Annotated in this window: 28 protein-coding genes and 3 pseudogenes; 22 read left to right on the plus strand and 9 right to left on the minus strand. The window is 47.0% G+C overall.

The window, feature by feature from the left end:
* The first annotated feature begins 194 nt into the window (after positions 1-194).
* The 5 genes from ELR70_RS08405 to ELR70_RS08425 all read left to right on the plus strand — a co-directional run bounded on the left by ELR70_RS08405 (position 195) and on the right by ELR70_RS08425 (position 3987).
* Positions 195-737 carry a hypothetical protein gene (locus ELR70_RS08405; RefSeq protein WP_054014552.1) on the plus strand — a complete coding sequence of 181 codons (543 nt, stop codon included), beginning with the start codon at positions 195-197 and terminating at the stop codon, positions 735-737.
* A gap of 135 nt (positions 738-872) precedes the next feature.
* Entirely contained in the window at positions 873-2852 is a 1980-nt protein-coding gene (locus ELR70_RS08410; RefSeq protein WP_128064540.1) for a hypothetical protein, read from the plus strand.
* Positions 2849-3463: a YdbH domain-containing protein gene (locus ELR70_RS08415; protein WP_164881438.1), complete on the plus strand. Its 615-nt coding sequence runs from the start codon at positions 2849-2851 to the stop codon at positions 3461-3463. The genes ELR70_RS08410 and ELR70_RS08415 overlap by 4 nt, the downstream gene beginning before the upstream one ends.
* Before the next feature lie 12 nt (positions 3464-3475).
* Entirely contained in the window at positions 3476-3655 is a 180-nt protein-coding gene (locus ELR70_RS08420) for a YnbE family lipoprotein (RefSeq protein WP_010383032.1), read from the plus strand.
* 11 nt (positions 3656-3666) lie between these two features.
* Positions 3667-3987 (plus strand): YdbL family protein, encoded by a 321-nt coding sequence (locus ELR70_RS08425; protein WP_054014554.1) that lies wholly within the window; start codon positions 3667-3669, stop codon positions 3985-3987.
* A 30-nt stretch (positions 3988-4017) separates the two neighbouring features.
* On the opposite strand, the gene ELR70_RS08430 is transcribed toward ELR70_RS08425, so the two are convergent.
* Positions 4018-4566: a DUF1415 domain-containing protein gene (locus ELR70_RS08430; RefSeq protein WP_054014555.1), complete on the minus strand. Its 549-nt coding sequence runs from the start codon at positions 4564-4566 to the stop codon at positions 4018-4020.
* A pseudogene (gene waaA / locus ELR70_RS08435) lies at positions 4567-5837 on the minus strand (lipid IV(A) 3-deoxy-D-manno-octulosonic acid transferase).
* A gap of 147 nt (positions 5838-5984) precedes the next feature.
* Between waaA and ELR70_RS08440 the strand changes: the two are divergent.
* From ELR70_RS08440 to hldE, 3 genes are all read left to right on the plus strand, one after another.
* Entirely contained in the window at positions 5985-7433 is a 1449-nt protein-coding gene (locus ELR70_RS08440) for a capsule assembly Wzi family protein (RefSeq protein WP_054014556.1), read from the plus strand.
* 90 nt (positions 7434-7523) lie between these two features.
* Positions 7524-8117 (plus strand): SIS domain-containing protein, encoded by a 594-nt coding sequence (locus ELR70_RS08445; protein ID WP_054014557.1) that lies wholly within the window; start codon positions 7524-7526, stop codon positions 8115-8117.
* Positions 8114-9559, plus strand: coding sequence for a bifunctional D-glycero-beta-D-manno-heptose-7-phosphate kinase/D-glycero-beta-D-manno-heptose 1-phosphate adenylyltransferase HldE (gene hldE / locus ELR70_RS08450; RefSeq protein ID WP_054014558.1), 1446 nt, complete (start codon positions 8114-8116; stop codon positions 9557-9559). The genes ELR70_RS08445 and hldE overlap by 4 nt, the downstream gene beginning before the upstream one ends.
* A gap of 31 nt (positions 9560-9590) precedes the next feature.
* Here hldE and ELR70_RS08455 read toward each other — a convergent pair whose 3' ends face one another.
* The gene (locus ELR70_RS08455) at positions 9591-10325 is read right to left on the minus strand and encodes a 3-deoxy-D-manno-octulosonic acid kinase (RefSeq protein WP_054014559.1); all 735 of its coding nucleotides are present in this window, start codon (positions 10323-10325) and stop codon (positions 9591-9593) included.
* A gap of 134 nt (positions 10326-10459) precedes the next feature.
* Between ELR70_RS08455 and ELR70_RS08460 the strand changes: the two genes are divergently transcribed.
* From ELR70_RS08460 to glpG, 6 genes are all read left to right on the plus strand, one after another.
* Positions 10460-11503, plus strand: coding sequence for a glycosyltransferase family 9 protein (locus ELR70_RS08460; protein ID WP_054014560.1), 1044 nt, complete (start codon positions 10460-10462; stop codon positions 11501-11503).
* Positions 11500-12057 carry a D-glycero-beta-D-manno-heptose 1,7-bisphosphate 7-phosphatase gene (gene gmhB, locus ELR70_RS08465; protein WP_054014561.1) on the plus strand — a complete coding sequence of 186 codons (558 nt, stop codon included), beginning with the start codon at positions 11500-11502 and terminating at the stop codon, positions 12055-12057. The genes ELR70_RS08460 and gmhB overlap by 4 nt, the downstream gene beginning before the upstream one ends.
* A 172-nt stretch (positions 12058-12229) precedes the next feature.
* Positions 12230-13426 carry a glycine C-acetyltransferase gene (locus ELR70_RS08470; RefSeq protein ID WP_054014562.1) on the plus strand — a complete coding sequence of 399 codons (1197 nt, stop codon included), beginning with the start codon at positions 12230-12232 and terminating at the stop codon, positions 13424-13426.
* A 79-nt stretch (positions 13427-13505) separates the two neighbouring features.
* Complete coding sequence (gene tdh / locus ELR70_RS08475) at positions 13506-14531, plus strand: L-threonine 3-dehydrogenase (protein WP_054014563.1); 1026 nt, start codon at positions 13506-13508, stop codon at positions 14529-14531.
* Between the two features lie 87 nt (positions 14532-14618).
* Entirely contained in the window at positions 14619-14936 is a 318-nt protein-coding gene (glpE, locus tag ELR70_RS08480) for a thiosulfate sulfurtransferase GlpE (protein WP_054014564.1), read from the plus strand.
* Positions 14933-15742 carry a rhomboid family intramembrane serine protease GlpG gene (gene glpG, locus ELR70_RS08485; protein ID WP_054014565.1) on the plus strand — a complete coding sequence of 270 codons (810 nt, stop codon included), beginning with the start codon at positions 14933-14935 and terminating at the stop codon, positions 15740-15742. Before glpE ends, glpG begins: the two co-directional genes overlap by 4 nt.
* A gap of 34 nt (positions 15743-15776) precedes the next feature.
* Here glpG and ELR70_RS08490 read toward each other — a convergent pair whose 3' ends face one another.
* A complete protein-coding gene (locus ELR70_RS08490) occupies positions 15777-16172 on the minus strand; it encodes a flagellar basal body-associated protein FliL (RefSeq protein WP_054014566.1) in 396 nt (131 codons plus the stop codon).
* Between the two features lie 176 nt (positions 16173-16348).
* On the opposite strand from ELR70_RS08490, the gene ELR70_RS08495 reads away from it, so the two are divergent.
* Positions 16349-16762: a chorismate lyase gene (locus ELR70_RS08495; RefSeq protein ID WP_277749880.1), complete on the plus strand. Its 414-nt coding sequence runs from the start codon at positions 16349-16351 to the stop codon at positions 16760-16762.
* 91 nt (positions 16763-16853) lie between these two features.
* Positions 16854-17720 (plus strand): 4-hydroxybenzoate octaprenyltransferase, encoded by an 867-nt coding sequence (gene ubiA, locus ELR70_RS08500; protein ID WP_054014568.1) that lies wholly within the window; start codon positions 16854-16856, stop codon positions 17718-17720.
* A gap of 182 nt (positions 17721-17902) precedes the next feature.
* Here the strand turns inward: ubiA and ELR70_RS08505 are convergent, their stop codons facing one another.
* The 3 genes and pseudogenes from ELR70_RS08505 to ELR70_RS08515 all read right to left on the minus strand — a co-directional run bounded on the left by ELR70_RS08505 (position 17903) and on the right by ELR70_RS08515 (position 20901).
* On the minus strand, positions 17903-18808 hold the full coding sequence (locus ELR70_RS08505; protein WP_054014569.1) for a LysR family transcriptional regulator: 906 nt from the start codon (positions 18806-18808) through the stop codon (positions 17903-17905).
* A 109-nt stretch (positions 18809-18917) separates the two neighbouring features.
* Complete coding sequence (locus tag ELR70_RS08510; RefSeq protein WP_054014570.1) at positions 18918-20444, minus strand: DUF3369 domain-containing protein; 1527 nt, start codon at positions 20442-20444, stop codon at positions 18918-18920.
* A 59-nt stretch (positions 20445-20503) separates the two neighbouring features.
* Positions 20504-20901 (minus strand): annotated as a pseudogene (locus ELR70_RS08515) (DUF2721 domain-containing protein).
* A 63-nt stretch (positions 20902-20964) separates the two neighbouring features.
* Between ELR70_RS08515 and ELR70_RS08520 the strand changes: the two are divergent.
* Genes ELR70_RS08520 through tsaD form a run of 3 tightly spaced genes read left to right on the plus strand, consistent with a single transcriptional unit; the run spans position 20965 to position 22927 of the window.
* Complete coding sequence (locus ELR70_RS08520) at positions 20965-21297, plus strand: DUF2007 domain-containing protein (RefSeq protein ID WP_054014572.1); 333 nt, start codon at positions 20965-20967, stop codon at positions 21295-21297.
* The gene (locus ELR70_RS08525) at positions 21281-21877 is read left to right on the plus strand and encodes a YjaG family protein (RefSeq protein ID WP_054014573.1); all 597 of its coding nucleotides are present in this window, start codon (positions 21281-21283) and stop codon (positions 21875-21877) included. The genes ELR70_RS08520 and ELR70_RS08525 overlap by 17 nt, the downstream gene beginning before the upstream one ends.
* Positions 21878-21913: 36 nt before the next feature.
* On the plus strand, positions 21914-22927 hold the full coding sequence (gene tsaD, locus ELR70_RS08530) for a tRNA (adenosine(37)-N6)-threonylcarbamoyltransferase complex transferase subunit TsaD (RefSeq protein WP_054014574.1): 1014 nt from the start codon (positions 21914-21916) through the stop codon (positions 22925-22927).
* An 11-nt stretch (positions 22928-22938) separates the two neighbouring features.
* Here tsaD and plsY read toward each other — a convergent pair.
* A pseudogene (plsY, locus tag ELR70_RS08535) lies at positions 22939-23528 on the minus strand (glycerol-3-phosphate 1-O-acyltransferase PlsY).
* 110 nt (positions 23529-23638) lie between these two features.
* On the opposite strand from plsY, the gene folB reads away from it, so the two are divergent.
* The 3 genes from folB to ELR70_RS08550 are packed head-to-tail and all read left to right on the plus strand — an operon-like array spanning position 23639 to position 25279.
* Positions 23639-23989, plus strand: a complete 351-nt coding sequence (folB, locus tag ELR70_RS08540; protein ID WP_054014575.1) for a dihydroneopterin aldolase — start codon at positions 23639-23641, stop codon at positions 23987-23989.
* A gap of 1 nt (position 23990) precedes the next feature.
* Positions 23991-24479 (plus strand): 2-amino-4-hydroxy-6-hydroxymethyldihydropteridine diphosphokinase, encoded by a 489-nt coding sequence (folK, locus tag ELR70_RS08545; RefSeq protein WP_054014576.1) that lies wholly within the window; start codon positions 23991-23993, stop codon positions 24477-24479.
* Complete coding sequence (locus tag ELR70_RS08550; protein ID WP_054014577.1) at positions 24476-25279, plus strand: undecaprenyl-diphosphate phosphatase; 804 nt, start codon at positions 24476-24478, stop codon at positions 25277-25279. Before folK ends, ELR70_RS08550 begins: the two co-directional genes overlap by 4 nt.
* A gap of 34 nt (positions 25280-25313) precedes the next feature.
* On the opposite strand, the gene ELR70_RS08555 is transcribed toward ELR70_RS08550, so the two are convergent.
* Entirely contained in the window at positions 25314-25853 is a 540-nt protein-coding gene (locus ELR70_RS08555; protein WP_082353142.1) for a GNAT family N-acetyltransferase, read from the minus strand.
* Positions 25854-25882: the final 29 nt, after the last annotated feature.

A 25882-nucleotide genomic window follows, 5' to 3' on the forward strand; every position in this document is an offset into this window, starting at 1 on the left:
TAATAGAAAAAGGTCACTGCGGTGGCCTTTTTTATTGCCTGTAATATCACCCTGTTCATCGTTTAGTATTATTTGTCCCTTATACTTTCTCTCCTTAAGTTTTCTGTGCAAATACCGATAAGTTGTTTGAATTAGTGGCTCTCTTAATCGCCAAAGCGATGCAGGAGGCCAATAATGGCAATCAAGGAGTGAGTATGGATATACAAATACACCCAGGCAGCGCGTCTGTAAGTAAACCCGTATCGCATTCACAGATTCGTGATAACAGCGACAAAGTCTCTGCTACTACCCCAGACCAAGAAGCACAAAGTAATGAAGAGGTCGACACAGTACCTCCATTACTGTCAAAAGAGCTGGATGAAGAGGCGGGGCAGTACAAAGAAGACAACCCGGTATTCAAAGAGGACTATGAAGATCTGGAAAAAGCTATGGAGCTGATCCAGGCCTTGATCCGTAAACTACAGGCACAGATCAACAAGTTAATGCAGTCCGTTCAGCAGCGTCACTTGCAGGTACAACAGCACGCGGATGCTGAGATATCTGAGGAGTCTGTGGCGATTGAGCATATAGGCCTGAAGCAGTATCGTGACGCTTCAAAAGTGGACGAAATAGAAGTGCTTGAACAGCAGTTGTCCGAATATAAGCAACAGGAAGCTGATATTCGCGTTAATATGATAAAAATGATCCTCGCTGAGCGTGAGCGACTGGAAGAGCTTAAGCGCAAGGGTAAATTATAATCGTGTCTATGGCCAATATGATGGCTAACTTGTAAGGGACTTTTGCAGGCTTAACATCTTCTTACTTTGGCAAACATTACATCGCCATCAAGATCCCTTACACTTAAGCCAGTTTTCACTAACTGCCTGGTACCTATGCGGCGCTTTTTTCTTATTATGCTGTTTGCCCTGTTTACGATAGGGATCACTGTCTATTATTTTCGCGTGCCACTGACACTCACCATTGGCAAGCAGATACTGACTGAAGAACAGGGCTTACTTGAGTGCCTGGAGTGGTCAGTCGACAGCTGGGATCGCCTGGCGGTCGAGAGACTCTGCTGGCGCAGTGAAGCGGTGTCGGTTGAAATCAGTAACGCCACCTTTGATGGAGATCACTTTCAGGTAGCCAGTATGATGGTGACTCATCAGCACACCCAAACCGATAATACGACCGAGGTGGTCCATTCCCCGGCGCCTTTAGAGCTCGACTTGCCAGAAGGCATGCCTAGTTTTGAGGTTGAAGCGCTCACCGTATCCAGCCCGTTGCTGGCAGAGCCACTCAATCTCAGTGTAATGCAGAAGGGGGATTTCGCATTTGCCATCAGTGGTGATGTGGAGGCAGATGTTACCCTGAGTGATACACAATTGCGTGCAGCACTGAAGTTGTCCAGTCCGGTTATACAGACGTTGTTACAGCAAGCAGAACTCCCCGTTACTGTTTCTGAGCTGGCCGGAACCTTAGAGTCAACATTTGATGGTCAGGCTGTCAGTATGGATATCCTGCTGAGTAGCTTATTGGTTTATCCATCTGCTCAGTGCCAGCCAGTGGTCCAGGTTAACGGGGCTATCTCGGGGCAATGGGACCTCACCAGCAGTAGTGGCAAGCTGGATCTGAGTCAGCTACCGGTTGAAGTGAATACAGCCGGATGCGAGTTGCTGTTTGCACAGGTTCCAAAACCCTGGCTGGACAGCCTCTGGTCAAAGCAGTGGCAGGTCCGAATTGCTGAGCCTGTGACATTTAATACGCAAATGGTCGGCTTAGCAAAATTATCCGTGCATGGGGTGAATGAAGCCTCATCAGCCACGCTCAGTGAGCTGGAGTATCAGGTTGGCGGGCAGCAGCTACGCGGTAAGCTGAGGATCTCACATCAAAGTGATGAACTTAATCAGCTCGATGCGCAAGCGGATTTTTTACTGGCTGATACGCAGCTGGATAGTAGAGGTAGCGCTGTGATTGAAGTGTCTCAGGCACCGGCAGAAATGCCCCTTGATTGGCAGAATCTGGCTTTGCAAGGTCAGTTTTCATTGGCAGGAAATATTGCTGAGCAGCTGACGCTACATACCACAATACAGCCTCAGGCCAATTCAGTATCGCTGAAAGAAATACGATTAGATAACCTGTCAGGTACCCTGTCCACTAGTACAGTGTTGGCCGTGACTGCTGACAATAAATCGGCGGAATATACACCATTTAAACAAGTGAAGTGGGAGCTGGAAACGCAAGCCGAGCGCTATCAGGCAGGCTCAATTCAGGGACGTAGTCTAGCCCTGAGTGGTCAGGGAGACGTCAACGGGCAGCTGGAAACGACCATGAAAGCAGACATTCGGGTTGGCTCATTTAAACATGATGAGTTCCGTGGCAAAGATCTCAACCAACACCTGGCGTTTACCGGTCAGTGGCAACCTGAAGGACCGCTAGGTGAGCTGACTGGCAGCGCTACCATTGAGCTGCTCGCACATCCGCAACTAGTGCTCAGAGATGTTGTGCTGCAAAGCGAAGGGAGTGTTGCCGGCAGCGAGCAATTGACATTAGATCACCGGCTCACACTGGATAATCTTGAGCTGCAGCTTACTCATCGTCTGGAAGCGGGATTAATGCCATTCACTCTGACTCTGGCCGAACATGGTCTGGGCGCATTGCAACCGCTGGCCAGCCAGTTTGTACCAAAGCTCAAGATTGAGCAGGGTCTGATAAATGCCAAGGTTTCCGGTGAGTTAACGCGTCAGATATTTGATTTTCAGCTTAATGTCGATGATGCCGCGTTTCTGTATGAGCACCATTATGTCTCTGAGCTTGATTTACCGGTAAAGGGCAAATGGCATGCTGGCGAATTAATCATAGAGTCTTCCCCTTGAGTATCACTGAAGTACGCTCAGGGCCGGTATTAACGGAGGTGCGCGGCCAGCTAACGTCTGATAACAACCTGCCGGTATTACGTGAGTTTAGTGCCAGGGTCTTTGATGGTCAGTTAGCAGCCGAGCAGATATTACTGAGTAAGCAGGACCAGGAGATTATAGTGACAGCCAGAGGTCTCGATTTGATGTTGATCTCTGAAGCCGGTCGGGAATCCGGGGTGGAGCTACATGGCCGAGTATCTGGCAGGTTACCTGTGTTTATGCACAATGGACAGGCTGAGATCCGCGGTGGTTATCTCAGTAATGAGGTAGATAGCATGCTGAAAGTACAAGATAATGCGTCGTTTAATGCGTTAAAATCTCAGCGTCCGGAGCTGGAAACTGTGTTTGGTGTACTGGATGAATTAAGTATTGAAACCCTGAGCTGTGATGTGAATATGGCTCAGGACGGACAACTGGAGCTGGCTGTGCAAATTGCCGGTGAGAACAAACAGCAAAAACAACCTGTGAATTTTAATTATACGCACAGTGAAAATATTTATACCCTGTTCAGGGCATTGCGCCTGAGTGACGAAATCACTCAGGAAGTAGAAAAAGCTTTAAACCAATAGGAGCAACTCAGCATGAAATGGATGCTAACTTTGGTGTTTGCTTGTTTGGTATCGGCTTGTACGCATAAAGTACAGGTAGAAACCAAAGAGCCTATCACCATCAACTTAAACGTCAAAGTTGACCACGAGATCCGTGTTAAGGTCGACAAAGAGCTGGATGACTTATTCAGCGATGACAGTGAATTATTCTAAGGAGCCAGATCATGAATGCATCTAAGTTACTGACAACGATTGCCGCGGCTTGCATGAGCTTTTCGGTATTCGCTATTTCACTGGACGACGCTAAGTCACAAGGTCTGGTTGGAGAAACCGCAGCCGGCTACCTTGGTGTGATCAAGGGTAGTAGTGAAGTTAAGAAGCTGGTTGATGAAGTTAACAACAAGCGCAAGGCCAAGTATCAGCAACTCGCCAAGAAAAATGGCATCAGCCTGAGTCAGGTGGAAGCTATGGCTGCAAAGAAAACCTTTGCAAAAACGGCACCAGGCCACTTTGTTAAGGTTGATGGTAAGTGGGTTAAAAAATAGCAATCAGGGCGGCTCAAACCGCCCCAATGCTTAATCCTGGTGCGGGTGACACTGGCGCAGCAGCTGCTGCCAAAAAGCGGCGCCTTTTCTGCGTGCCAGGCGGATATTATTATCCGGAATTGACTCTGGATCGTCGTAGGTCTCCAGCGCTTCTGCCATACTTGCTTCACGGATCACATGCAAAGCAGGGTAAGGGGCACGGTTGGTGTAGTTGGCCGGATCATCTTGCTCTGAATCAGCGAATACATAATCTGGATGGAAGTTGGCGAGCTGGAAAACTCCTTCGTAGCCCTGTGCGACCAGCAATGCATTCGCTAAATCGACCAAATCCAAGAAATCATCAAAATCGCTAAAGCCAGCAGTGAAAATAAGCAAGCTCGTTTCCCGCTCTGGTGTGTCTGACAATGCCTGACACTCGTCCAGCATATCCATGACGGCATCTTCGTGTTTTTGTGACTCACAGACACGATAATGAATGGTGTTTTGCTCAACTTCCCTACGGGCAAACGGGCAGAAGTTATATTTTACGATCACTGAGCTGACCCAGTTTTGCATCGCTTTGACGGCAATATGGTGCATTTATTTTTCCAAAAGAGCGTTTATCATAGTAATACTGCGCGCAATGGCGCCTTGATTGCGTGCCAGACAGGCTTTTGCGTGTGTCCCAAGTTCTATGGCATCTTGCCGAGAGTGTAAGTAGACTAGCAAAGTATCGGCAAGCATCTGAGTATCTGCCACCTCTATGGCGCCTTTCATTGCGATCAGCTCGGGGTAAATATGGGCAAAGTTATAGGTATGTGGCCCAGTTAGCACACCCACCGAACAGGCTGCGGCCTCAAGCGGGTTATGGCCGCCACGTTCAATCAGGCTGCCGCCAATATAGGCAACCTGAGCGCATCCGTAGAGGAGCTTTAATTCACCCAGAGTGTCTGCCAGCAGCACCTGTGATGACACGCTGAACTGTTGAGAGCGACGACTATAGCTGAGTGTCTGTGCTTCAATTAAAGCCGCGACTTTGTCGAATTGTTCTGGGTGTCTGGGAGCAATGATCAATAGTGCATCAGGAAGCTGAGTCAATATTTGTTGATGTGCGGCCAGCACCTGTTCATGCTCCATGGGATGGGTGGAGCCAGCAACCCAGACTGGGCGTGTACCCAGTTGCGCTTTAATCGTATCAATTTTTTCCTGTTGATTGTCATCCAGGCTGATATCAAACTTGATGGATCCCGTTACCACCACTTTTTCTCTTGCCAGTCCCAGTTCGACAAACCGCTCTGCGTCTTCTTTGTTGTGGCTTGCAAGCATATCTATCTGGTTCATCAGGAATTGGCTCAGGGGGCTACTTTTTTATAGCCGGCCTGAGATTTCTCTGACAGGCGTGCGTTGACCACGGCAACCGGGCAGACTGCTTTTTTAGCGTAATAGAACAAGTTTGGCCAAAGCTCGGTTTCAAGCACCAACAGAAGTTTGGGACGCAGCTTTGTGATAAATCGTCGTGTCGCGAAAGCAAAGTCGATCGGCAAGTAGCAAATCGTGATGTCCCGATTCTCTTTATTGAATAACTGAGTGAGTTGCTCCCGTCCTGTTGGTGTGTTGCATGTTAGTACAAAAGGAGTATCAGGGTGTTCGGCCAGTAATGCTCTTATCAGTGGCGCGGCAGCCAGTACTTCACCGACAGAGGCACAGTGCACAATAATTGATTGCTGTGATGTACCAGAGGGGGCTGCGCCGAACCGTTCAGAGAAATTGGCTTTATACAAGGCGTTTTTTTTTCCTCTGATAACGTACAGATACACCACAATGATTGGGCACAATACTAACAGTAGAAGGGAATATAAATGTCGAATCATGGCAGCCATTAATGTATAAAACGCTTATTTTAACTTGTCGGCCTGAAAAAGCGATAACAGGCGTACAAATTATCACAGTTGTTGAGGTGCTCCGCGGACGGGAATTTGCTAGGATCGGGCAAAATCCCTAATTTCAAAGGTTTTAAGTTGTCCTTTCGTAAAATCACGCTGTCTTCATTGTGTCTGCTAGGTGCAGCGCAGTCTTTTGCCATGCCAACGGCTTTTTTACCGTTAGGTAAAGACAACATTCTTGAATACCAAATTGATCAGATGTTTGTTTTAACGGGCACAGCCCCAATGGCTAAGCCTTATCGAATTACTGAAATCAATAAAACTCTGTCTCAGCTCAAAACGCTCGATCCTGCCTTGTTTCAGAGTATCAAAACACGATTAGCCCCTTATCTGCAAAGGGATGCGATTACACGTCGTGGCGTCAAATTGAGAATAGACTCGGGCGAAACACAGCAGCTTGCAAACGACAGGGGAAACCACAGTAGTGAATATGCGGAGTTATCGATTGATGGGATATGGCGTGGCAGCGATACCAGCCTGGTTCAAATCGGTGCGGAGTATCGTGTGGATGCTGGCAAGGTTGTGCCCTATAACACTTTCTATGCTTTAGGTGGAGATAATCTGCAGCTGACTTTAGGCTATAAAGAGCATTGGTTCTCGCCGTTCAAGCACAGTGCTCAGGTATACTCAAATAATGCCAAAGCTCCATTGTCCGCTTCGCTAGGCTTAAACCTACCGCTGGACAACTGGTGGAATTTTGACTTCGAGCTGTTTTATTCTGAACTAGAACATGTTGAAAAAGGTATTAGTTATCAAGGTGAGTTGCATGACGGCACACCAAAACTAGCTGGTACGCACATCAGCTTTGAGCCGCTGGACAACTGGAAAATCGGCATAAACCGAATGATGCAGTTTGGGGGAGGACCAAGAAAGGTCGACCTGAAAGATGTTGTAAAAGCCTATTTTGACCCTGCCGGTAACGATAACAGCGGGCTAACAGGTGGTAGGGATAATGAGCTGGGAGACCAATGGGCTACTATCACCAGTACATTTACAACTAATTGGATCCAACCTGTTCAGTGGTATCTGGAATATGGTGGTGAAGATACCAAAAATCATAAAAACTACCAGTTTGGTAATACGGTAGCCAGTTTTGGTGTGTACCTGCCATCACTGACCAAAGATATCACACTGCGCTACGAATATACCAATATGCACAGTCTCTGGTATGTAAACGGAATTTATGAAAAATCGGGTAACACAATAGATGGATTTGTGGTGGGTCATGCAGCGGCGAACCAGCGCACATTTGGAGATGCGACGCCTACAGATGTACAGATGTTGGAAGTGAGCTATCGAGAGAGTCTGGAGTCTCTTTGGCGAGTTAAACTCTCAACCATAGACAATACCAGCAATTACCTTAATGAACTTGGTCAAACTGGCGATGCATATGAGCAAGCTGTTGAGCTGTCTGTCTCCAACACACGGCAGATGTATGAGAAGCAAGTGGAAACATCACTGACCTACGGTAAAGACGTGTTCGGAGAAAGCTACACTTGGCTGTCGGTCGATGTATACTGGTAATTGGGTGCGAAGTGCCTCCTAATTATTAAAACACGGGTTATATTTGATTTTGCAACGAATGCAAAGTCGCATTATTTTTTAAGGATCACTATGTCAATCAATGATCACATCAAACAAAGCTATCAGGCCAGCTTAGAGCGACACATGGCGTTGTTCGCAAAAATGGCTGATTATCATACCCAGTCACTGGAATTACTGGCTGCTTGTAAAGCAACGCTGGAAGCTGGTGGCAAGGTGATCTGGTTTGGTAATGGTGGCAGTGCGGCTGATGCGCAACATTTAGCTGCTGAGTTTGTGGTTCGTTATAAGTTGGAGCGTGGGCCACTGGCGTCCATTGCGTTGACGACTGACACCTCCATTTTGACCGCGCACAGCAACGACTACCACTTTAATACGGTTTTTGAACGCCAGGTTCAGGCTCTGTGTAAACCTGAAGACTTGGTGATTGGCCTGACGACCTCGGGTACCAGTGAAAACATTAACCTTGCACTTAAGGCTGCGAACGAAATCGGCGCTTTTACCGTTGCTCTGACTGGCCGCAGTGGTGGGACAGTAAAAGATATTGCTAAGTTACCGATTATCATAGACTTTGACGAAACAGCACGGATCCAAGAAGCACATATGTTCATTGGCCACTGGTTATGTGAAGCTGTGGACATGGTTATTGCGGAGCAATCAGCATGAACCTGAGTGCACTGAGAAACTTAAATCAGGCCAAAGTCCTGGTAGTCGGCGATGTGATGCTGGACCGATATTGGCATGGTGACACAGGGCGCATATCTCCGGAAGCGCCTGTCCCGGTTGTCAAGGTTAGCAGCCTAGAAGACAAAGCTGGTGGTGCTGCAAACGTCGCGAAAAACATTGCTCACCTGGATGGACAGGTTGGCTTGTTGGGCCTTATTGGTGAAGACGACAATGGTCGTCAGCTGGAATCTATTCTGGCAAAAGAGCAGATTGCCTCGCAATTGGTGACGGTTGCTGAGTTGCCAACCATAGCTAAAATGCGCGTGATCAGCCGTCATCAGCAGGTTGTCAGGTTGGATCTTGAAGAGCCATTTATACAGTCTCATAGTCAGTTGCTATTGACCCGCCTGGAGCAGGTTGTAAACGACTATGATTTCATCCTGTTTTCGGATTACAACAAAGGTGCTTTGACTTGTATTGAACAGATGATTGCCGTCGCCAAAGCAGCAGGTAAAACGGTTCTGATTGACCCCAAATCTTCTGATCTGAGCCGCTATCGAGGTGCAGATTATATTACACCTAACCTCAATGAATTCCGACTTGCAGGTGGTGATGACCGTGATGAAGCAGCGCTGACAAGCAGCGCTAGAGCGCTGATAGAACAAGCCGGTATTGGTGCTATGCTACTGACTCGCTCGGAGCAGGGCATGTCGCTGATCACCCAAGATGAAAAACACGATTTTGCTGCACAGGTCCAGGAAGTGAGCGATGTGACAGGTGCTGGTGATACGGTGATCGCGACATTAACGACTATGTTGGGTGCCGGGTTTTCGGCCAGTGAAGCTGTCGAGCTGGCTAACCTGGCGGCAGGTATCGCTGTTGCTAAACTGGGCGCTGCAACTGTGACTCCAGAGGAACTGAGCCGTAAATTGGGCCAGTATCTGCGCCAAACCGGTGAGCATTATCAGACGCCATATGAGGAAGTACTCAAACACATCGAGTTTGCCAAACAAAACGGCGAAACCATAGTGTTTACCAATGGCTGCTTCGATATTCTGCATGCCGGACATGTGCGTTATCTGGCGCAAGCAAAGGCCAGAGGTGACAGACTGGTCGTGGGACTTAACAATGATGAGTCAATTTCCAGACTGAAAGGTCCGGAGCGGCCAATCAACCCACTCAATGAACGGGCTATGGTACTGTCGGCACTGGCTTCTGTTGACTGGGTGATCCCTTTCGGTAAAGAGAGTGAAAACGACACGCCTGCTAAACTGATTGAACAGATCAGCCCACATATTTTGGTGAAAGGTGGTGATTATCAGGTGTCTGAAATAGCTGGTGCTGATCATGTCTTAGCAATGGGCGGGCAGGTTGATGTCCTGCCATTTTTGGATGGATGCTCGACGTCGAATATCATTGCTAAGGCCAGAGAAACAGAGTAACCCCGCGATGTTATAGAGCAAAAAAGCCGGTTTATATCGGCTTTTTTGTCATTGCATCCTGATAAGCATCGAGACATGTTTGCCAGTCGTTCTCAGAACAGAAAAACTGTGCTGAACGCGATGCTTCTTTTTTAAGTGAACGTGCCAGCCTGTCTATGTTCGCCTGCTGCCAGGCGGTCTCTGGCGCTCTGAGTGCGCCCTTGTCAAAATCTATCAGGTAAACCTCGCCGCTCTCATCAAAGAGAATATTGTTGCAGTTTAAATCGTCATGATACGCTCCGGCCTGATGAAAGCGAGCGAGTGTAGATGCGACCCGCTGCCAATCTCGCACAGATAAAGGTGCCGATTGCAGCCGTTCACATAAGCTTTGTGCACCAGCGATTGCATCCGTTAATATATCGGCACGATAAATTCCTGCTGATACGCTCACGCGAGCTCCTAAAGGCGTTGGAACTGGTAACCCCAGACTGGCAAGCTGGTTGAGCAAATCCAGCTCCTGGTACACTCGGGTATGTTTTAGGCCGGTATACAAGTATTGATCTTTGAGTAATTTGCCAATTAAGCCTCCGCGCCAATAATGTTTGAGTACGGCGATATTATGTGGTGCATAACGCACGAACCATGCAGCTGCTCGACCCTGTTTAGACGTCACAACAGCATCGTGTTGTTGCCAGTAGATCAGGTTAAACCAGTCCAGAGACAATGCCTCAGGTGTATGGCTGGTACGAAGCAAATAATGAGTGTGGTGTTTTTCTATTTTTAGCATGACTTCTCTGTAGTGCGTGCTGCGACGACAGGCGTCAGTGTAACGACTTTTCCCTTCGGGGAAAATCTCACTGGTTGCAAAATGATGGGTTTTATTTAAGATCGGATGCTTATTTTCAGTTACAGGCGAAATGTGTGTCTCAGGCAATTTCTTCTATATGTATTCTTCGGCTTTCGGCCATTGGTGATGTATGCCATGCCGTTGCAGCGGTTCAGGCGATTCAGCGGGCGCACCCTCAGGCAAAGATCACTTGGGTGATTGGCAAGGTTGAAGCCATGCTATTGGCAGATCTGCCAGGGGTGGAATTTGTTATTTTTGACAAAAAGCAGGGGAAAGCGGCGTTTAAGCAGCTAAAAGCCCGGTTTAAAGGACACAAGTTCGATGTGCTTCTGCATATGCAGGTGGCGTTTCGCGCCAACCTGGCCGCTCGGTGTATTCCTGCGAAAGTTAAAATTGGCTTTGATAAGGGTCGTTCTAAAGAGCTACATTCGCTGGTGATCAACCAGCGCATTGCGCCACAAAGTGAGCCTCATGTGCTGGAAGGGTTTCAAAATTTTGCCCGTGCGATAGGTGCTGAGTGTGACGCCCCACGCTGGGAAATGCCGGTGAGTGATACTGACAAGCAGGAGGCACATGCACTTTTAAACGGGCTGACACGCATCTTTGTGATTTCTCCCGCGGCCAGCAAAGCCGAACGAAACTGGTTGCCCGAACGGTATGCTGCACTGGCAGAATATGCTACGGCGCAGGGTTTTAGCGTGGTGCTCACTGGTGGACCGACTGAGCTCGAGCGTACTCTCAGTGATGAAATAATTCGCCATACTCAGTGCGATATTTTAAATCTGGTTGGTAAAACAAAACTAAAAACCTTGTTATGCGTGTTAGAGCAGGCACAACTGGTGTTGGCGCCAGACACCGGACCTGCCCATATGGCGGTGACGGTTAGCACGCCCGTGATTGGTTTATACGCACACTCTAACCCTAAACGCACCGGTCCATACCTCTATCAGGATTATGTGGTTGAGGTTTACCATGACAGCGTCTTGGCACAAAAGGGCAAAACGGCACAGCAGCTTAAGTGGGGCACTCGTGTGAAGGGCAGCGATTTGATGAGTCAGATCTCTGTTGAACGGGTGACCCAGATGTTCGATCATGTAGTACAGCAGGAACAGTTATGACACACAAAGCCGTGTTTTTAGACAGAGATGGGGTGATCAATCAAGACCATGCCTATGTCCACAAGATTGAAGACTTTCAGTTTATAGATGGTGTATTTGAAGCATGTCAGCACTTTCAGGCTCAGGGCTACAAGCTTATCGTAGTCACTAACCAGTCGGGTATCGGTCGAGGCTATTATAACGAAGCTCAGTTTGTTCAGCTGACAGACTGGATGTGCAGGCAGTTTCTGGCCCATGGCATAGAAATTGAACGTGTGTATTTTTGTCCTCATCATCCGCATAAAGCCCAGCCCCCCTACCAGCGAGAGTGTGATTGTCGTAAACCTAATCCTGGGATGTTACTTCAGGCTATTGAAGAGTTTGATATCGATCCTAAGCGTAGTGTGATGGTTGGAGATAAAGGATCTGACATGCAGGCGGCACGCGCAGCAGGCGTGGCAACCAAGATACTGGTGGAATCTGGTCAGACTTTCACTGACGAAGTACGGGCAACGGCTGATTATGTGTGTGGCTCACTTCGTCAGGTTATTGATGTACCTCCGTTTATCTCATAAACGTTTACAATACGCTGGTGAACAAGATAATCACAAACCGTGCAATTGAGGTGCGAACCTTTTAAAATATCAACAATGATCTAAATGACACAGCCGGTATTGACCATAAACGATATCGGCGTTTTAGTGTGTGCCAGGTGTACACACTCCGTGCAACTAATGGAGACTCCCGATGAGAGCAGCGGCATTTTTCAGCCAGCTTCAGCAACAGATTGAAGAAGTAAAAGCTGAGGGTTTATACAAAAAAGAACGTGTGATCACTTCTCAGCAGCAAGCAGAAATCGCAGTATCAACCGGCGAAAGTGTTATCAACTTCTGTGCAAACAATTACCTTGGTCTGGCTAATCACCCAGACTTGATAGCTTCTGCTCAGCGTGGTCTGGACGATCATGGCTTTGGTGTGGCGTCTGTACGCTTTATCTGTGGTACTCAGGATATCCATAAAACACTGGAAGCCAAAATCAGCGATTTTCTGCAAACCGAAGACACCATCCTGTATTCTTCGTGTTTTGATGCCAACGCAGGTCTGTTCGAAACTATTTTAGGTCCGGATGATGCGATTATTTCGGATTCTCTGAATCATGCATCTATCATTGATGGTGTGCGTCTGTGTAAAGCAAAACGTTTCCGCTATGCCAACAACGACATGGCTGACCTTGAAAAGCAGTTGATCGCAGCAGATGAGGCGGGTGTAAAAACTAAGCTGATTGCAACCGACGGCGTATTCTCAATGGATGGGGTAATTTGTAACCTGTCTGAGCTATGTGATCTGGCGGATAAATATGATGCACTGGTGATGGTCGACGACTCTCATGCCGTAGGCTTTGTGGGTGAAAACGGCCGTGGTACGCCTGAGTATTGTGGTGTTATGGATCGTGTTGACATCATTACAGGTACTTTAGGTAAAGCACTGGGTGGCGCGTCAGGCGGTTATACATCTGGTAAAAAAGAGATTGTAGAGTGGTTGCGTCAACGTTCTCGTCCATACCTGTTCTCAAACTCGCTGGCTCCGTCTATTGTTACAGCTTCAATCAAAGTATTGGATATGATGAAAGAAGGCCAGGCACTGCGTAACAAGTTGTGGGAAAATGCCGCGCATTTCCGTACTAAAATGGAAGCAGCAGGCTTTACCTGTGCAGGTAAAGATCATGCCATTATTCCGGTGATGTTGGGCGATGCAAAAGTGGCATCGGACATGGCAGACCGGTTGCTTGCTGAAGGGATTTATGTGATTGGTTTCTCTTATCCGGTTGTACCAAAAGGCCAGGCACGGATCCGTACTCAAATCTCTGCGGCGCACACCACAGAGCAGCTGGACAAAGCAATTGATGCCTTTATCCGCATTGGTAAAGAGCTAGGTGTCATCTAATTACTCCCTGGTGGCGTTCAGCAATAAGCGAATTTTAACGCAGGCCACGGGCTTGCGTGTTTCTAACGAGTGAAAACACATGAAAGCATTATCCAAGTTAAAAGCAGAAGAAGGGATTTGGATGACGGATGCGCCCAAACCGGAAGTAGGGCATAACGATCTGCTGATCAAAATCCGTAAAACCGCCATTTGTGGTACCGATGTCCATATTTATAAGTGGGATGAATGGGCGCAAAACACCATTCCAACTCCTATGGTGGTTGGGCACGAATACGTAGGTGAAGTGGTCGATATGGGCCAGGAAGTGCGTGGCTTTGAGATTGGCGACCGTGTATCAGGCGAAGGCCATATTACCTGTGGTCACTGTCGTAACTGTCGCGGTGGTCGCGTCCATTTGTGTCGTAACACAATCGGCGTAGGCGTAAACCGTGAGGGTTCTTTCGCAGAGTATCTGGTGATCCCGGCTTACAACGCATTCAAGATCCCTGATAACATCTCAGACGAACTTGCCTCTATTTTTGACCCATTTGGTAATGCTGTGCACACGGCATTGTCGTTTGATTTGGTGGGTGAGGATGTGCTTATCACGGGAGCAGGCCCTATTGGTATAATGGCCGCCGCAGTTGCAAAACATGTTGGTGCTCGTCATGTTGTGATCACTGATGTGAATGAATATCGTCTTGAGCTGGCTCGCAAAATGGGTGCAACCCGTGCCGTGAATGTTGCCGAAGAAAAGCTTGAAGATGTCATGGCGGAGCTGGGCATGACTGAAGGCTTTGATATAGGTCTGGAAATGTCGGGTGTACCTGTGGCATTTAACAGTATGCTTAATAACATGAACCATGGCGGTAAAATTGCCATGTTAGGTATTCCACCAAGCGATATGGCTGTGGATTGGAATCAGGTTATCTTTAAAGGCTTAGTGATCAAAGGCATCTATGGTCGCGAAATGTTCGAAACCTGGTACAAAATGGCCAGCTTGATCCAGTCGGGCTTGAATCTGGAGCCGATTATTACCCACCAGTTCCATGTCGATGAGTTCCAGCAGGGCTTTGATACGATGATCTCTGGTCAATCGGGTAAAGTGATCTTAAACTGGGATTAAGGTCCAAACTAACCTTCTTGAAAACACCTCGGGCCTGTGGTCATTAACGAGGTGTTTTTTGTGTCTGCTTAATGAATTGAGAGTATTATGAGTTTTAAACATATTTCAGTGGCCCAAACAAAAGATATGCTGGCGCAATCAGATCTGGTTATTGCGGATATTCGCGATGCTAACTCGTTTGCACAGGGGCATATTCCCGGCGCCGAGCACCTTTCCAATGATAATTTGGGACACTTCTTGCAGGAAAAAGAGTTTGAACAGCCAATCATCGTTGTGTGCTACCACGGTATCAGCTCACAGGGGGCCGCAAACTACCTGGCTGAGCAAGGGTTTGAAGATGTTTACAGCATGGATGGTGGCTTCACACAGTGGGCACAGGAGTTGCCTGATAGCGTGGCAAAATGAAACTATTAGGCTCCCACGATAATCCTCGCGCGGTTCAGGGAGTCGCAGACTACCTGAGGACTCAGCATATTGAATGCCATGTCGCCAGTGAAGATGGGCACGTTACGTCAGTATGGGTGAGTGCTGAACAATGGCCTCAGGCAAATGAAATTTGGCAAGAGTTTGTTACCAATCCCTATAACGACAAGTATCTTGCTGCCTCCTGGCAGCTTTCCCCCAAAGATTCACCTTTGGTATACCAGGGTACCAAGCTGAATTTGTGGCGCCGTTTTAGCCAACTGAGTTGGGTGCTCAAATCTGTCTTTATTACTTCGCTGGGTATTTATCTGAGCTTCTTTGTTTATGGTGTCGAGTCTGTCTTTAGTACTTTCCAGTTTGATCCTCACACCCCCTGGCGCTGGGTCACACCAGCTTTTTTGCACTTTGGCTTATTGCATTTGGTGTTCAACCTTTCCTGGTGGGTGTATCTCGGTAACCTGATTGAGCGTCGTTTAGGTAACTGGGTGTTAAGTGCAATTTTTATTACAGGCGCTTTGCTGAGTAACTGGATGCAGTACCTGCTGGCTGATGCTAACTTTGGTGGGCTCAGTGGCGTGGTTTATGCTCTGTTGGGTTTTTGCTGGATCCATTCTGTATTACATCCAAAATCATCGCCGTTGATAAGCACGCCTGTTGTTGGGTTTATGCTGGTTTGGATGGTGTTAGGTTTTACAGATGTTTTGTTTATCAATATGGCAAACTGGGCGCATTTATTTGGTTTAATTGGCGGTATTGGTGTGGCTGTGCTGGTTCGAACCAGAGATTAAGTATCAGGCTAATCAACAGAGCAGCCTGATTAGCCTAATGATATAAATATTTGGTAAACAGCACTTCCCGGATGATTTCTTGTCCGGTCTCTTCTTTTAATAAAGTTTTGAGCTTTTCAGCACAACGCTGACGAATTTCCTCACGTCCGGTAAGTGATTTTACTGTTTCTTCTGGCTCTTTACTTAATATCTGGACAATGGCATCACGCAGTAATGGGGTGTGGTGTTCGACAACCGCGATATTGCTCACGTCATCAAGCATTAAATCGACCGTGACGCGCACATAACCCAGCTTTTTATTAGATTGTCCGATATAGTTGGTAATAATGTCAGGCTCAAATCCAAAGTAACCAACGGTTGATTCAGCGCGTAAGTTTGTACTCACACAAATCAGCACAATTGCCATCAACGCGACATAGATACGATTCATAATAGCCTGAAAATACTTAACTAAATACCAACAATAGAATTAGTTTATACGTAAAACCGAGTTATGAACAGCAGTGAGTAAGGGAAAGGTAAACTTTTTTGCCGGAGTAAGCTTTGCTATTATGACGCGGTTATTACCTGAATTGAATTATCGACTTGTTTAATCTGCCAAATTTATTGCGATCAAGCTGGGAACCGCTTTCCCAGTATAAGGACATCATCCCAGACAGGTTGCACCCTTTGCTGTGTGAGACTGGCTCTTTGACAGCTTTGCTGCGCGCCCGGTGTGGCGCTTTGCATGTAGAAGTGCTCAGCGAACAAAAGTGCAGGCTGGAGCATGAGGTGAAGGCTATCCTCAAGTGTGACAGCGCGCTGTGTCGTGAGGTCGTGCTATATTGTGATGATATCCCTGTGGTGTATGGGCAAAGCTGGATCCCTGAGAGTGCAAACTCACTTGGTCTGAGCAATATAGGCAGCACACCGCTGGGTGAGCGCTTGTTTGACCAACAGGCATGGAAACGGGGCGAGATTGAGGTAACAAAGCTACAAAAAAGGCATTACCCTCATTTTTACCAAGTAAAGGCACATTAGACAGCGATATCTGTTTTGCAAGGCGTAGTGTGTTTACGCGCCAGGATAGCAAAGTGCTGGTGTGCGAGATATTCCTGAATGGAGTTAAGGTATGAAGCTATCTCGGCTTCGGGCTGATCACATCGAAGAATACAAACAGTTAATGCGTGTTGAGAAGCCGATTGGCACTTTGTTGCTGATGTGGCCAACACTTTGGAGCCTATGGATAGCATCTGGCGGCGTACCACCGTGGCATTTGTTGCTTATATTCGTTCTGGGCACTTTCATGATGCGAAGTGCAGGTTGCGTAATCAATGATTTTGCTGACCGTAAAGTAGATGGTGCCGTAAAAAGAACAGCGCAAAGGCCTCTGGCCAGGGGCGCTGTAAGTGAAGGTGAGGCACTGACCCTGTTTGCTTCACTCATTGGTGCCTCTTTCATTCTGGTTCTGATGCTCAATTGGCAGACCATTTTACTGTCCTTTGGTGCTTTGGCGCTGGCGAGTGTTTACCCTTTTATGAAGCGTTATACACATTTACCTCAGGTAGTGCTTGGTGCTGCGTTTAGCTGGGGCATCCCAATGGCCTTTATGGCGGCTCAGGAAACAGTGCCTGTGCTTGCCTGGGTGCTGTTTATTGCTAATCTGCTCTGGACTGTTGCCTATGATACAAAGTATGCCATGGTTGATAAAGATGACGATGTGGTCATCGGGATTAAATCGACTGCCATTTTGTTTGGGCGTTGGGACAGGCATGTGATTGCTGGGTTGAATTTGACCTTTTTGGTGTGCATGGCCTGGGTGGCGATTCAGGTAGGTATGTCCGTGTGGTTCTGGGTTGGATTTGCAGTTGCCGGGGTCTGGCTTGCAAAACTACAATGGCAGATCAATGACAGAAGCAGAGATAAGTGTTTTAAGGCTTTTTTGAGCAATAATTACGTGGGTCTGGCGATGTTTGCAGGTGTGGTTGCTGGCGTTTAACTCGCGGGCAAGCCAGGTGGTTTGAAAAGGTGCCAAGAAAGATGAGGGTGAGCGAATTTTTTACTTTGTGACTCGTTCGTTAGACCTAAAAACATCGCCATTCGAACTGAGTGTATTGCTTAAAACTCGCTCAAAACTCCCATTTAACTAAACAGGACAAGAAAAACGGTTAGCCAGATTGGTTAACTGTTTACGGCTGTTGCAACCGCATTTTTCTGTGCTGTTTGTTCAATTAATGACAACAAGTTACTGACGTGTGAACCACTACCAAGTTGGTGACTGGTTTGCACGACAATCTGTTCATGACTCGCATCCTTGTTAGTCTTGAGTAAGATTAGCTCAGGATCCTGGGCGATGACCTTAGAATGTTCAATGCTTGCAATTGCAAAGCTCTGGCTATTCTTCAGTCCATCAATCACCTGGCTGATGTTACCGATTTTGACGTTGGTTGACTTGTTAAGCCCTTCAACCGCCTCATTGAGCATGTTCTGCACCTGTTTTGACTGAGAAAAGCAGCCATACATAGGGTATTGAGCAAGCTCGCTGCGACGAATACTGTCTTGTGTTGCCAGTGGGTGTTGTTTAGCTACAAACAAAACAAGTTGGTCGGGCAGGTGGATATCACTCACTAAGCTGGTTGCAGACTCCAGGTAAACACTGATATCGATTTCACCAAGCTGAAGCTTGCGAAGTAGATCATGTTCACTTAAAAGTTGCATTTCAACTTTGACGTTAGGGAAATCCGCCAAAAACTGTCCACATGACGTTGGCACTATGCTACTTGCTTGTGCAGTGTAACCAACAACAACGCGCTGCTGATCACGACCAAACAAGCTTTGTTTGATAGTGTTTCTGGTTATGTCTAATTCCGACAAGGTCGACTTACAATAATTTAAAAAAAGCTCGCCTTGCTCGGTCAGTTTGACGGAGCGGGTAGAACGTTTGACAAGTTCACAGCCAATCTCATCTTCCAGTGTCTGAATGCTTCTGGTGAGTGCGGAAGTACTGATATTGGTTTGTTCTGCGGCTTGCCTAAAGTGGCGTAAATTGCCTAAAGCAACGAATTGCTCGAGTTGTTCAAATCTCATGTGAAATTCCTTTTATTTCAACAAAAATGCAATGACAACGTTGATTCCCTAATACTAATACAGTTTAGAGAAACATCCAAGTGAATTTTTTACATTTCGCTTACAAAAACTAGTCTGGGTACTGATCACGTATTGCGACGAATTGTTCCAGATTTTCTACAAACAGATCAACCAGTTTGGGATCAAATTGTTGACCTCTTTGGCTTTTTATCTCTGTTAGAATTTCTTCAAGTGTCCAAACAGGCTTGTAACATCGAACACTACCTAGTGCATCGAACACATCTGCAAGCGCTGTAATTCTCCCGGCGATGTCTATTTGCTCACCTTTCAGGCCTTGAGGGTAGCCACTGCCGTCCCACTTTTCATGATGTTGATGAGCGATGATCGCGCCACATTGCAAAATATCATTTGTTGAGTTTTTTAGTATTTCATAACCTTGTTGGGCATGTGTCTTCATTATTGCCCATTCTTCGTCATTCAGCTTTCCAGGTTTATTAAGAATGACGTCCGGGATACTTATTTTTCCAATATCGTGCAAGGGTGAAGCAAGCTTTATAATTTCGGCCTTATAATCGTTCAATCCAACCAATTTAGCCAGTAATAAACTGTAATGAGCTACCCGTTTTACGTGTGAGCCTGTTTCTTTGGATCGCTTCTCGACTGCTTCACCGAGAATATAAGAGAGCTCTTTTTGCGATTCTTTTACTGTTTCCCTTAGATTCAGGTTGTCATATGCAAGGGCAATATTGTTGGCAAAAAATGCGAGTAACTGACAATCAGTAGGCTGCAACAGGCCTTTTTTACTGACATACAACATAGTCTCTAGCCCAGCCTGGCTGGTAAAGTAACCCACATACTCATGATCTGATTTACTGGATGTTTTGCGATTATGTGTTTCTATAAAACGGCTTTTTACCTTATCAGGCAATGCCGTTTGCTCTGGCTCGATACCAGCACCTGAAGCGGCAAGTAGCTGAAATTCTGCCCCGGAGCCATTTTGCTTGTTTACTGCGGCTGCGCAATAGATATCCGAATCGCTCAGGCCCATTACATCGGCAACGTGAGACAAAATGGTTGATGCGAAGTCCTGGACATTATTGCATTTCAAAAAGCTGGAGGATGCATCAATAATCCGTTCAAGCCCCTGTTTGTGTCGTTCAATCGTCTGAATATCGCGGTGTGAGCGTAACGCTGAATAGAGTAAAGTTTTTAATTTAACCGCAGTCAGCTCGGTTTTGTTTTTATAATCATTAATGTCATAGTCGCGGATAACCGACTCTTCCGGTGCTTCACCAGGCTGTCCGGTGCGCAGAATAAGACGAATATCATGGTTGGCCATGTCGTTACGGATGAACTTGATAAGGTCTAGACCCGCATGGTTACTTTCCATCACAACGTCAATCAAGCCAACTGAAATGGACTCTTCCGAATTCAGTATGTCCATTGCCTGTTTGGCTGAATACGCATGATGAAAGCGTAGTGGCTTTTGCTCAAACCGGAAATCCGATAGCACCAATTTGGTGACCTGATGAATGTCTTCTTCATCATCGACCACCAGAATATCCCAATATGCATTATCTATGGTAATTTGCTCGTCATCCTTAAGTGGCTCATTTGAAAAGAGAAAGCTGCTCACATAGAACCTCTGCTCAGTATGCGTTCTCTGTTAGTATAGCCAGCAAAAAACTGAGTTGCTTAATCTTGTATTGGCTTTTTTTCAATATTGTTAAGTTCTATCGCAATGGCATCACAGGAAATGTGGATCTCATATAAAGAAAGAAGTAATGAGAGTGTCAGACAACACAGGCTGGCGCCAAACAAGATCACGCCGAAGACAGCCACGTCGATAAACAGTGCAAACATCGACAAGGTGCATAGTAAGAAGGCGATTACCCCCATACTTGCATCAGGCGAATCAGTTTGATGCGTTTTTTTAGGTTATCAATTTGGGCAATGACCAGCGGTCTGAGGTGTTCCCCCTCTCTGGCGTTTAACTCTCTGATCAGCTGTGCCAGCACTAAAAACCGGTTGGTATATGCCAGCAGCAGCAAAGAGATTGCGGGGAACAACAATCCGGGTGTGGTGAGCGTCATTTTTGTACTCCGTATAAGCACGCTACAATAGTGATTATCATAGCAAAAATTTGGAGTCCAGCGATGAGTAATACTATGTTTGACTGGACGTGTGTGTATCGCACGGATAACCCATTAGAAGCCCATATTATTTTGGGCTTGTTGACACAAGCGAGGCTCAAAACACATGTTGAGGGTGCAGCGCTGGCTACCGCATTGGGGGAGATACCATTTTGTCAGGAGACAATAAAAATATTTGTCTGCGCGATAAAAGTACCCGAGGCGGAAGAAATCTTGGTAAACTACCAGCAAAACAACTTATCGGAAGATTGGCAGTGTCGCGGCTGCTCTGAACACAATGGTTCAGGGTTTCAATATTGCTGGCACTGTGGAAAAAGCTATGACGAAAGCAAATAATTTTCAGCGTATCAGAGAGCTAAATTATTTACAGAAGGCAGTCCTTGCTGCGGCCATATTAGAACGTATGCTGCCCAACTACGGCCTGTTCAGTGAGGCAACTGGATTCGGCGATGAGGCGATATTGCGCAGTGCGCTAAATGTATGCTGGGAAAAAGTGCTTTTGCCAAAAAGCAAAATTAGTCTGGAAAAGCAAATCGAGAAGATTGAGCCTAATGTCCCGGAGCTGAAAGATTTTGATATGTTTGGCACGTATGCGGCTATCGATGTTGCAACAGCACTTCTTGGTTTTATTCAGGGTGTGATGAGTAAAGATGAGAGTGAGTTTGTCAACGTGGCGAAGATTTCTCAGGCAACCGTTGCAAGGTACATTGAGTTTTTGCTAATGGCAGAAGACATTCAGCCAGACAATCAACAGGTCAGAGAGCACCCTTTAATGCAGTACGAAATAGAAGTACTTGGCGAGCTGATTGACTGTGTTGCGGACATGCCTCGTATTGATAATCAGTCGGTTAAAACTCTTAAGGCATTGGCGCTGAGCGATGGGCAGACCAATATAGGTCTGGCAATTGAAGTCTGATTTTTTATCCAAATTTTTAGTAGTGGAGAATCAAAATTGCGAATTTTAGGTATCGAGTCTTCTTGTGACGAGACGGGGATTGCTATCTATGATGATGAGCAGGGACTTTTGGCACATCAATTATATAGCCAGGTAAAAGTTCATGCTGATTATGGTGGCGTTGTTCCTGAGCTGGCTTCAAGAGATCATGTTCGCAAAACCATTCCGTTAATTGAGGCCGCTTTTAAACAGGCGGGCTGTGGTCCAGAGTCTCTGGATGGCATCGCTTATACAGCAGGCCCAGGGTTAGTAGGCGCTTTACTGGTGGGAACATCTATTGGCCGTTCACTGGCATTTGGCTGGAATATCCCAGCTGTGGCAGTGCACCACATGGAAGGTCATTTGCTGGCCCCGATGCTGGAAGAAGAGATGCCTGAATTCCCGTTTGTTGCGCTACTGGTCTCAGGTGGTCACACTATGATGGTTAAGGTGGCTGGAATCGGCGAATACGAGGTGCTGGGCGAGTCTGTGGACGATGCTGCTGGTGAAGCCTTCGATAAAACGGCCAAGTTGCTGGGGCTAGATTACCCCGGTGGTCCAATGCTTGCTAAGCTTGCGACAAAAGGTGTGGCGGGTCGGTTTGTGTTTCCGCGTCCGATGACTGACAGGCCCGGTCTGGATTTCAGCTTTAGTGGTCTCAAAACAGCCGCTGCAAATACCATTAAGTCGGCCGGCGATGATGAGCAAACTAAAGCGGATATCGCGCATGCTTTTCAGACGGCTGTAGTCGATACGCTTGCCATTAAATGCAAACGGGCGCTGAAAGAGACGGGAATCAAGCGTCTGATCATCGCAGGTGGAGTCAGTGCTAATACTGAATTGCGTACCAAGCTTGAGCGCATGATGCAGGGCATGAAAGGGAAGGTATACTACCCGAGAACTGAGTTCTGTACAGACAATGGTGCAATGATCGCATACGCTGGTATGCAGCGTCTGAAAGCTGGCCAAACCGCTGAATTGAGTATGAAAACTCAGCCACGTTGGCCGCTGGACAGCCTGCCGCCATTGTAAATTAGGAAAGATTAGTCGACGTTCTTTTTGCCGAGCTTTGGCTCGGTGCCGTTCAGGAGCCGACGTATGTTGGCTCTATGGCGAAATATTATCAAGACGGTAAGAAAACACACGGGCAGCGTGTACAGAGGCTTTATCATCCAGGTATAAGCAGGTGCTGCTAGCACAGTGATTATGGCCGCAAGTGACGAGTAGCGAGTGAGTGCGACAACCAGCAGCCATGTACTAATTAACATCCCCCCAGTGATAGTCCAATCGGCAGCAGGGCACCAAAGGCCGTTGCAACCGCTTTTCCACCATTGAAATGAAAAAACACAGGGTATATGTGGCCCAGGCAGGCACATACTGCGACTATACCAAGCCAGATGGGTTCAATACCAAGAAAATAAGCGCCCCAAACGGGAATGGTGCCTTTAAGAATATCAAATACCAATACCAGTGCAGCGGGGAGTTTACCTCCGAGGCGCAGTACATTGGTTGCGCCTGGGTTATTTGAACCTGCAAAGCGGGGATCGGGCAAAGAAAAGAGTCTCGAAATCAAAATCGCGGAAGAGATTGAACCAAATAAATAAGCACAAACACATATTAAACTGACTATCACAAGCTTCCTTATTTTTTCTTGCCGTTATTTGGGCTATCATCGTCGCTTTATTTCAAGGCGGCTAGAGTACGTGAAAAAGCCGATCCGAATCAGTCATGTCAGGAGTTTACATGGACACGGTCTATATCTCGCAATTACACGTCGAGACCATAATAGGAGTTTACGACTTTGAAAAAGAAAGTAAACAAAGCCTTTTCTTTGATATAGAGATGAAGACCGATATCTCGGCTGCCGCGCAACAAGATGACATAACTCTGGCCGTGGATTACGCCAAGGTGAGTGAGCGAGTAATAGCGCATACCGAAGCAAGCCGGGTTGAACTGCTGGAGACCTTGGTCGAGCAACTTGCTGCCATTATTTTGCAAGAATTTGCAATTCAGGCAATCACCATTCGGGTCAGCAAGCCGGCAGCCGTTCCTCAGGCACAAACAGTTGGCCTGGCAATCACGCGGACAAGATAACATGGCGCACGTTTTTATCAGTATTGGCTCCAATGTGGAGCGTGACCGTCATTTTAGACAGGGGCTTAAGGCCCTCATTGAATATTTTCCTGATTATATTCATTCAGATGTCTATGAAAGTGAACCTGTGGGCTTCAGCGGTAAGAATTTCTACAACTCCGTGTTTGCGGCACATACCGATATGTCATTGCAGGAACTATGTGCTTTGCTCAAGCAGATAGAGCGTGATAACGGCAGGACGCCCCAGGATAAGAAATTTAGCCCGAGAACACTGGATTTGGATATCCTGTTTTACGACGATATGATCTGTGACAGCCCAGCGCAGTTGCCACGAGATGAGATCACCAAGAACGCATTTGTGTTAAGGCCGCTGGCAGAAATAGCGCCCGAATTTATTCACCCTGTGCGGGGCTGCAGCATGGCTGAAATCTGGCAAGCATATGACAACCAAAAACAAAAACTATGGAAAGTGGAGTTTTCCTTATCATGAGTATCATTGAAATTATTGTACTGGCTCTGATCCAGGGGTTGACCGAATTTTTGCCTATCTCCAGCTCGGCGCATTTGATTTTGCCTTCACAGATATTAGGCTGGCAGGACCAGGGATTAGCGTTTGATGTAGCCGTTCACGTTGGCTCTTTGGCCGCTGTATTGATTTACTTCCGCAAAGAAGTGACAGATATATTGAGCGCCTGGTTTAAATCGTTTGGCAAACAAGGTGTAACGGAAGACAGTCGCCTGGGCTGGTGGATCATTGTCGCGACGATCCCAGGTCTAGTTATAGGCTTCTTGGCCAAGGATTTGGTTGAGGACTTTGCCCGCAGCGCCTGGGTCATTGCGGCGACTACCATTATTTTTGGTCTTTTACTCTGGTATGCCGATGCCACAGCAAAACAAACTAAGACCATTTACCAGCTCAACTGGCGTAGTGCCCTGATCATTGGTTTTGCACAGGTGGTTGCAGCTTTACTGCCGGGTACATCACGCTCTGGTATCACCATGACGGCCGGTATGATGCTCGGACTAAATAAGCAAAGTGCGGCTCGCTTTTCGTTTTTGATGTCGATCCCGATTATTGCAGCCGCAGGTGGCTATTACACGCTTAAGCTGGCTACCGGAGATGAAGTGATTGATTGGGGAGCCATTGTGACTGGCACTATCTTATCTTTTGTTTCCGCTTATGCGTGTATTCACTTTTTCCTTAAGGTGATTGAGCGCATGGGTATGTTGCCGTTTGTTATCTACCGATTATTACTGGGCCTGTTCCTGGTCGTATTCCTAACGATCTAATGCTGTTGACAGCGGGCGTGAGTGCCCGCTGTCCTTATATCGCCTTACGATAATAAACCGCGCCCACGGGCCCATCTGGCCCCTCATGAACTCCCTCTTTTAAAAAGCGCATCGAGAGTTTCTTCATGATGTTAATTGACCCCAGATTGTCTTTCAGGGCAATCGAGCTCAAATAATCCATCTTATTCTGCTTAGCCAGATGCTCTGCAATATGCTTAGCGGCTTCTGTGGCATAGCCTTTCCCCCAGGCGGCTTGCTTGAAGCGCCAGCCGATCTCCAGGTCTCGTTCATCCATGTTACCCTCGAAGAAGTTCATTGGGCGGATCAAAACCCAGCCCAGAAAAGTTTCGTCGTCAATCAAACTACAATGCCACAGGCCCCAGCCTTGTTGTGGGTTGGTAAACTTGGCCAGGCGTGGCAGATAAAACTGCTCAATTTGCTCGCGAGAAGTAGGTTGGCCATTAGTTATATAGCGCATAACAGCAGGATCGCTGTCGAGCTCAATGAGCAACTCAGCATCCTGCTGCGTTATAAGGCGGTATTTTAAGCGTGTTGAAGGCGCAATTATCATCATTGTTATACTGCTTTTATCATCAGAATTGT

The organism is Pseudoalteromonas sp. R3 (assembly GCF_004014715.1).
Taxonomy (GTDB): Bacteria; Pseudomonadota; Gammaproteobacteria; order Enterobacterales; family Alteromonadaceae; genus Pseudoalteromonas.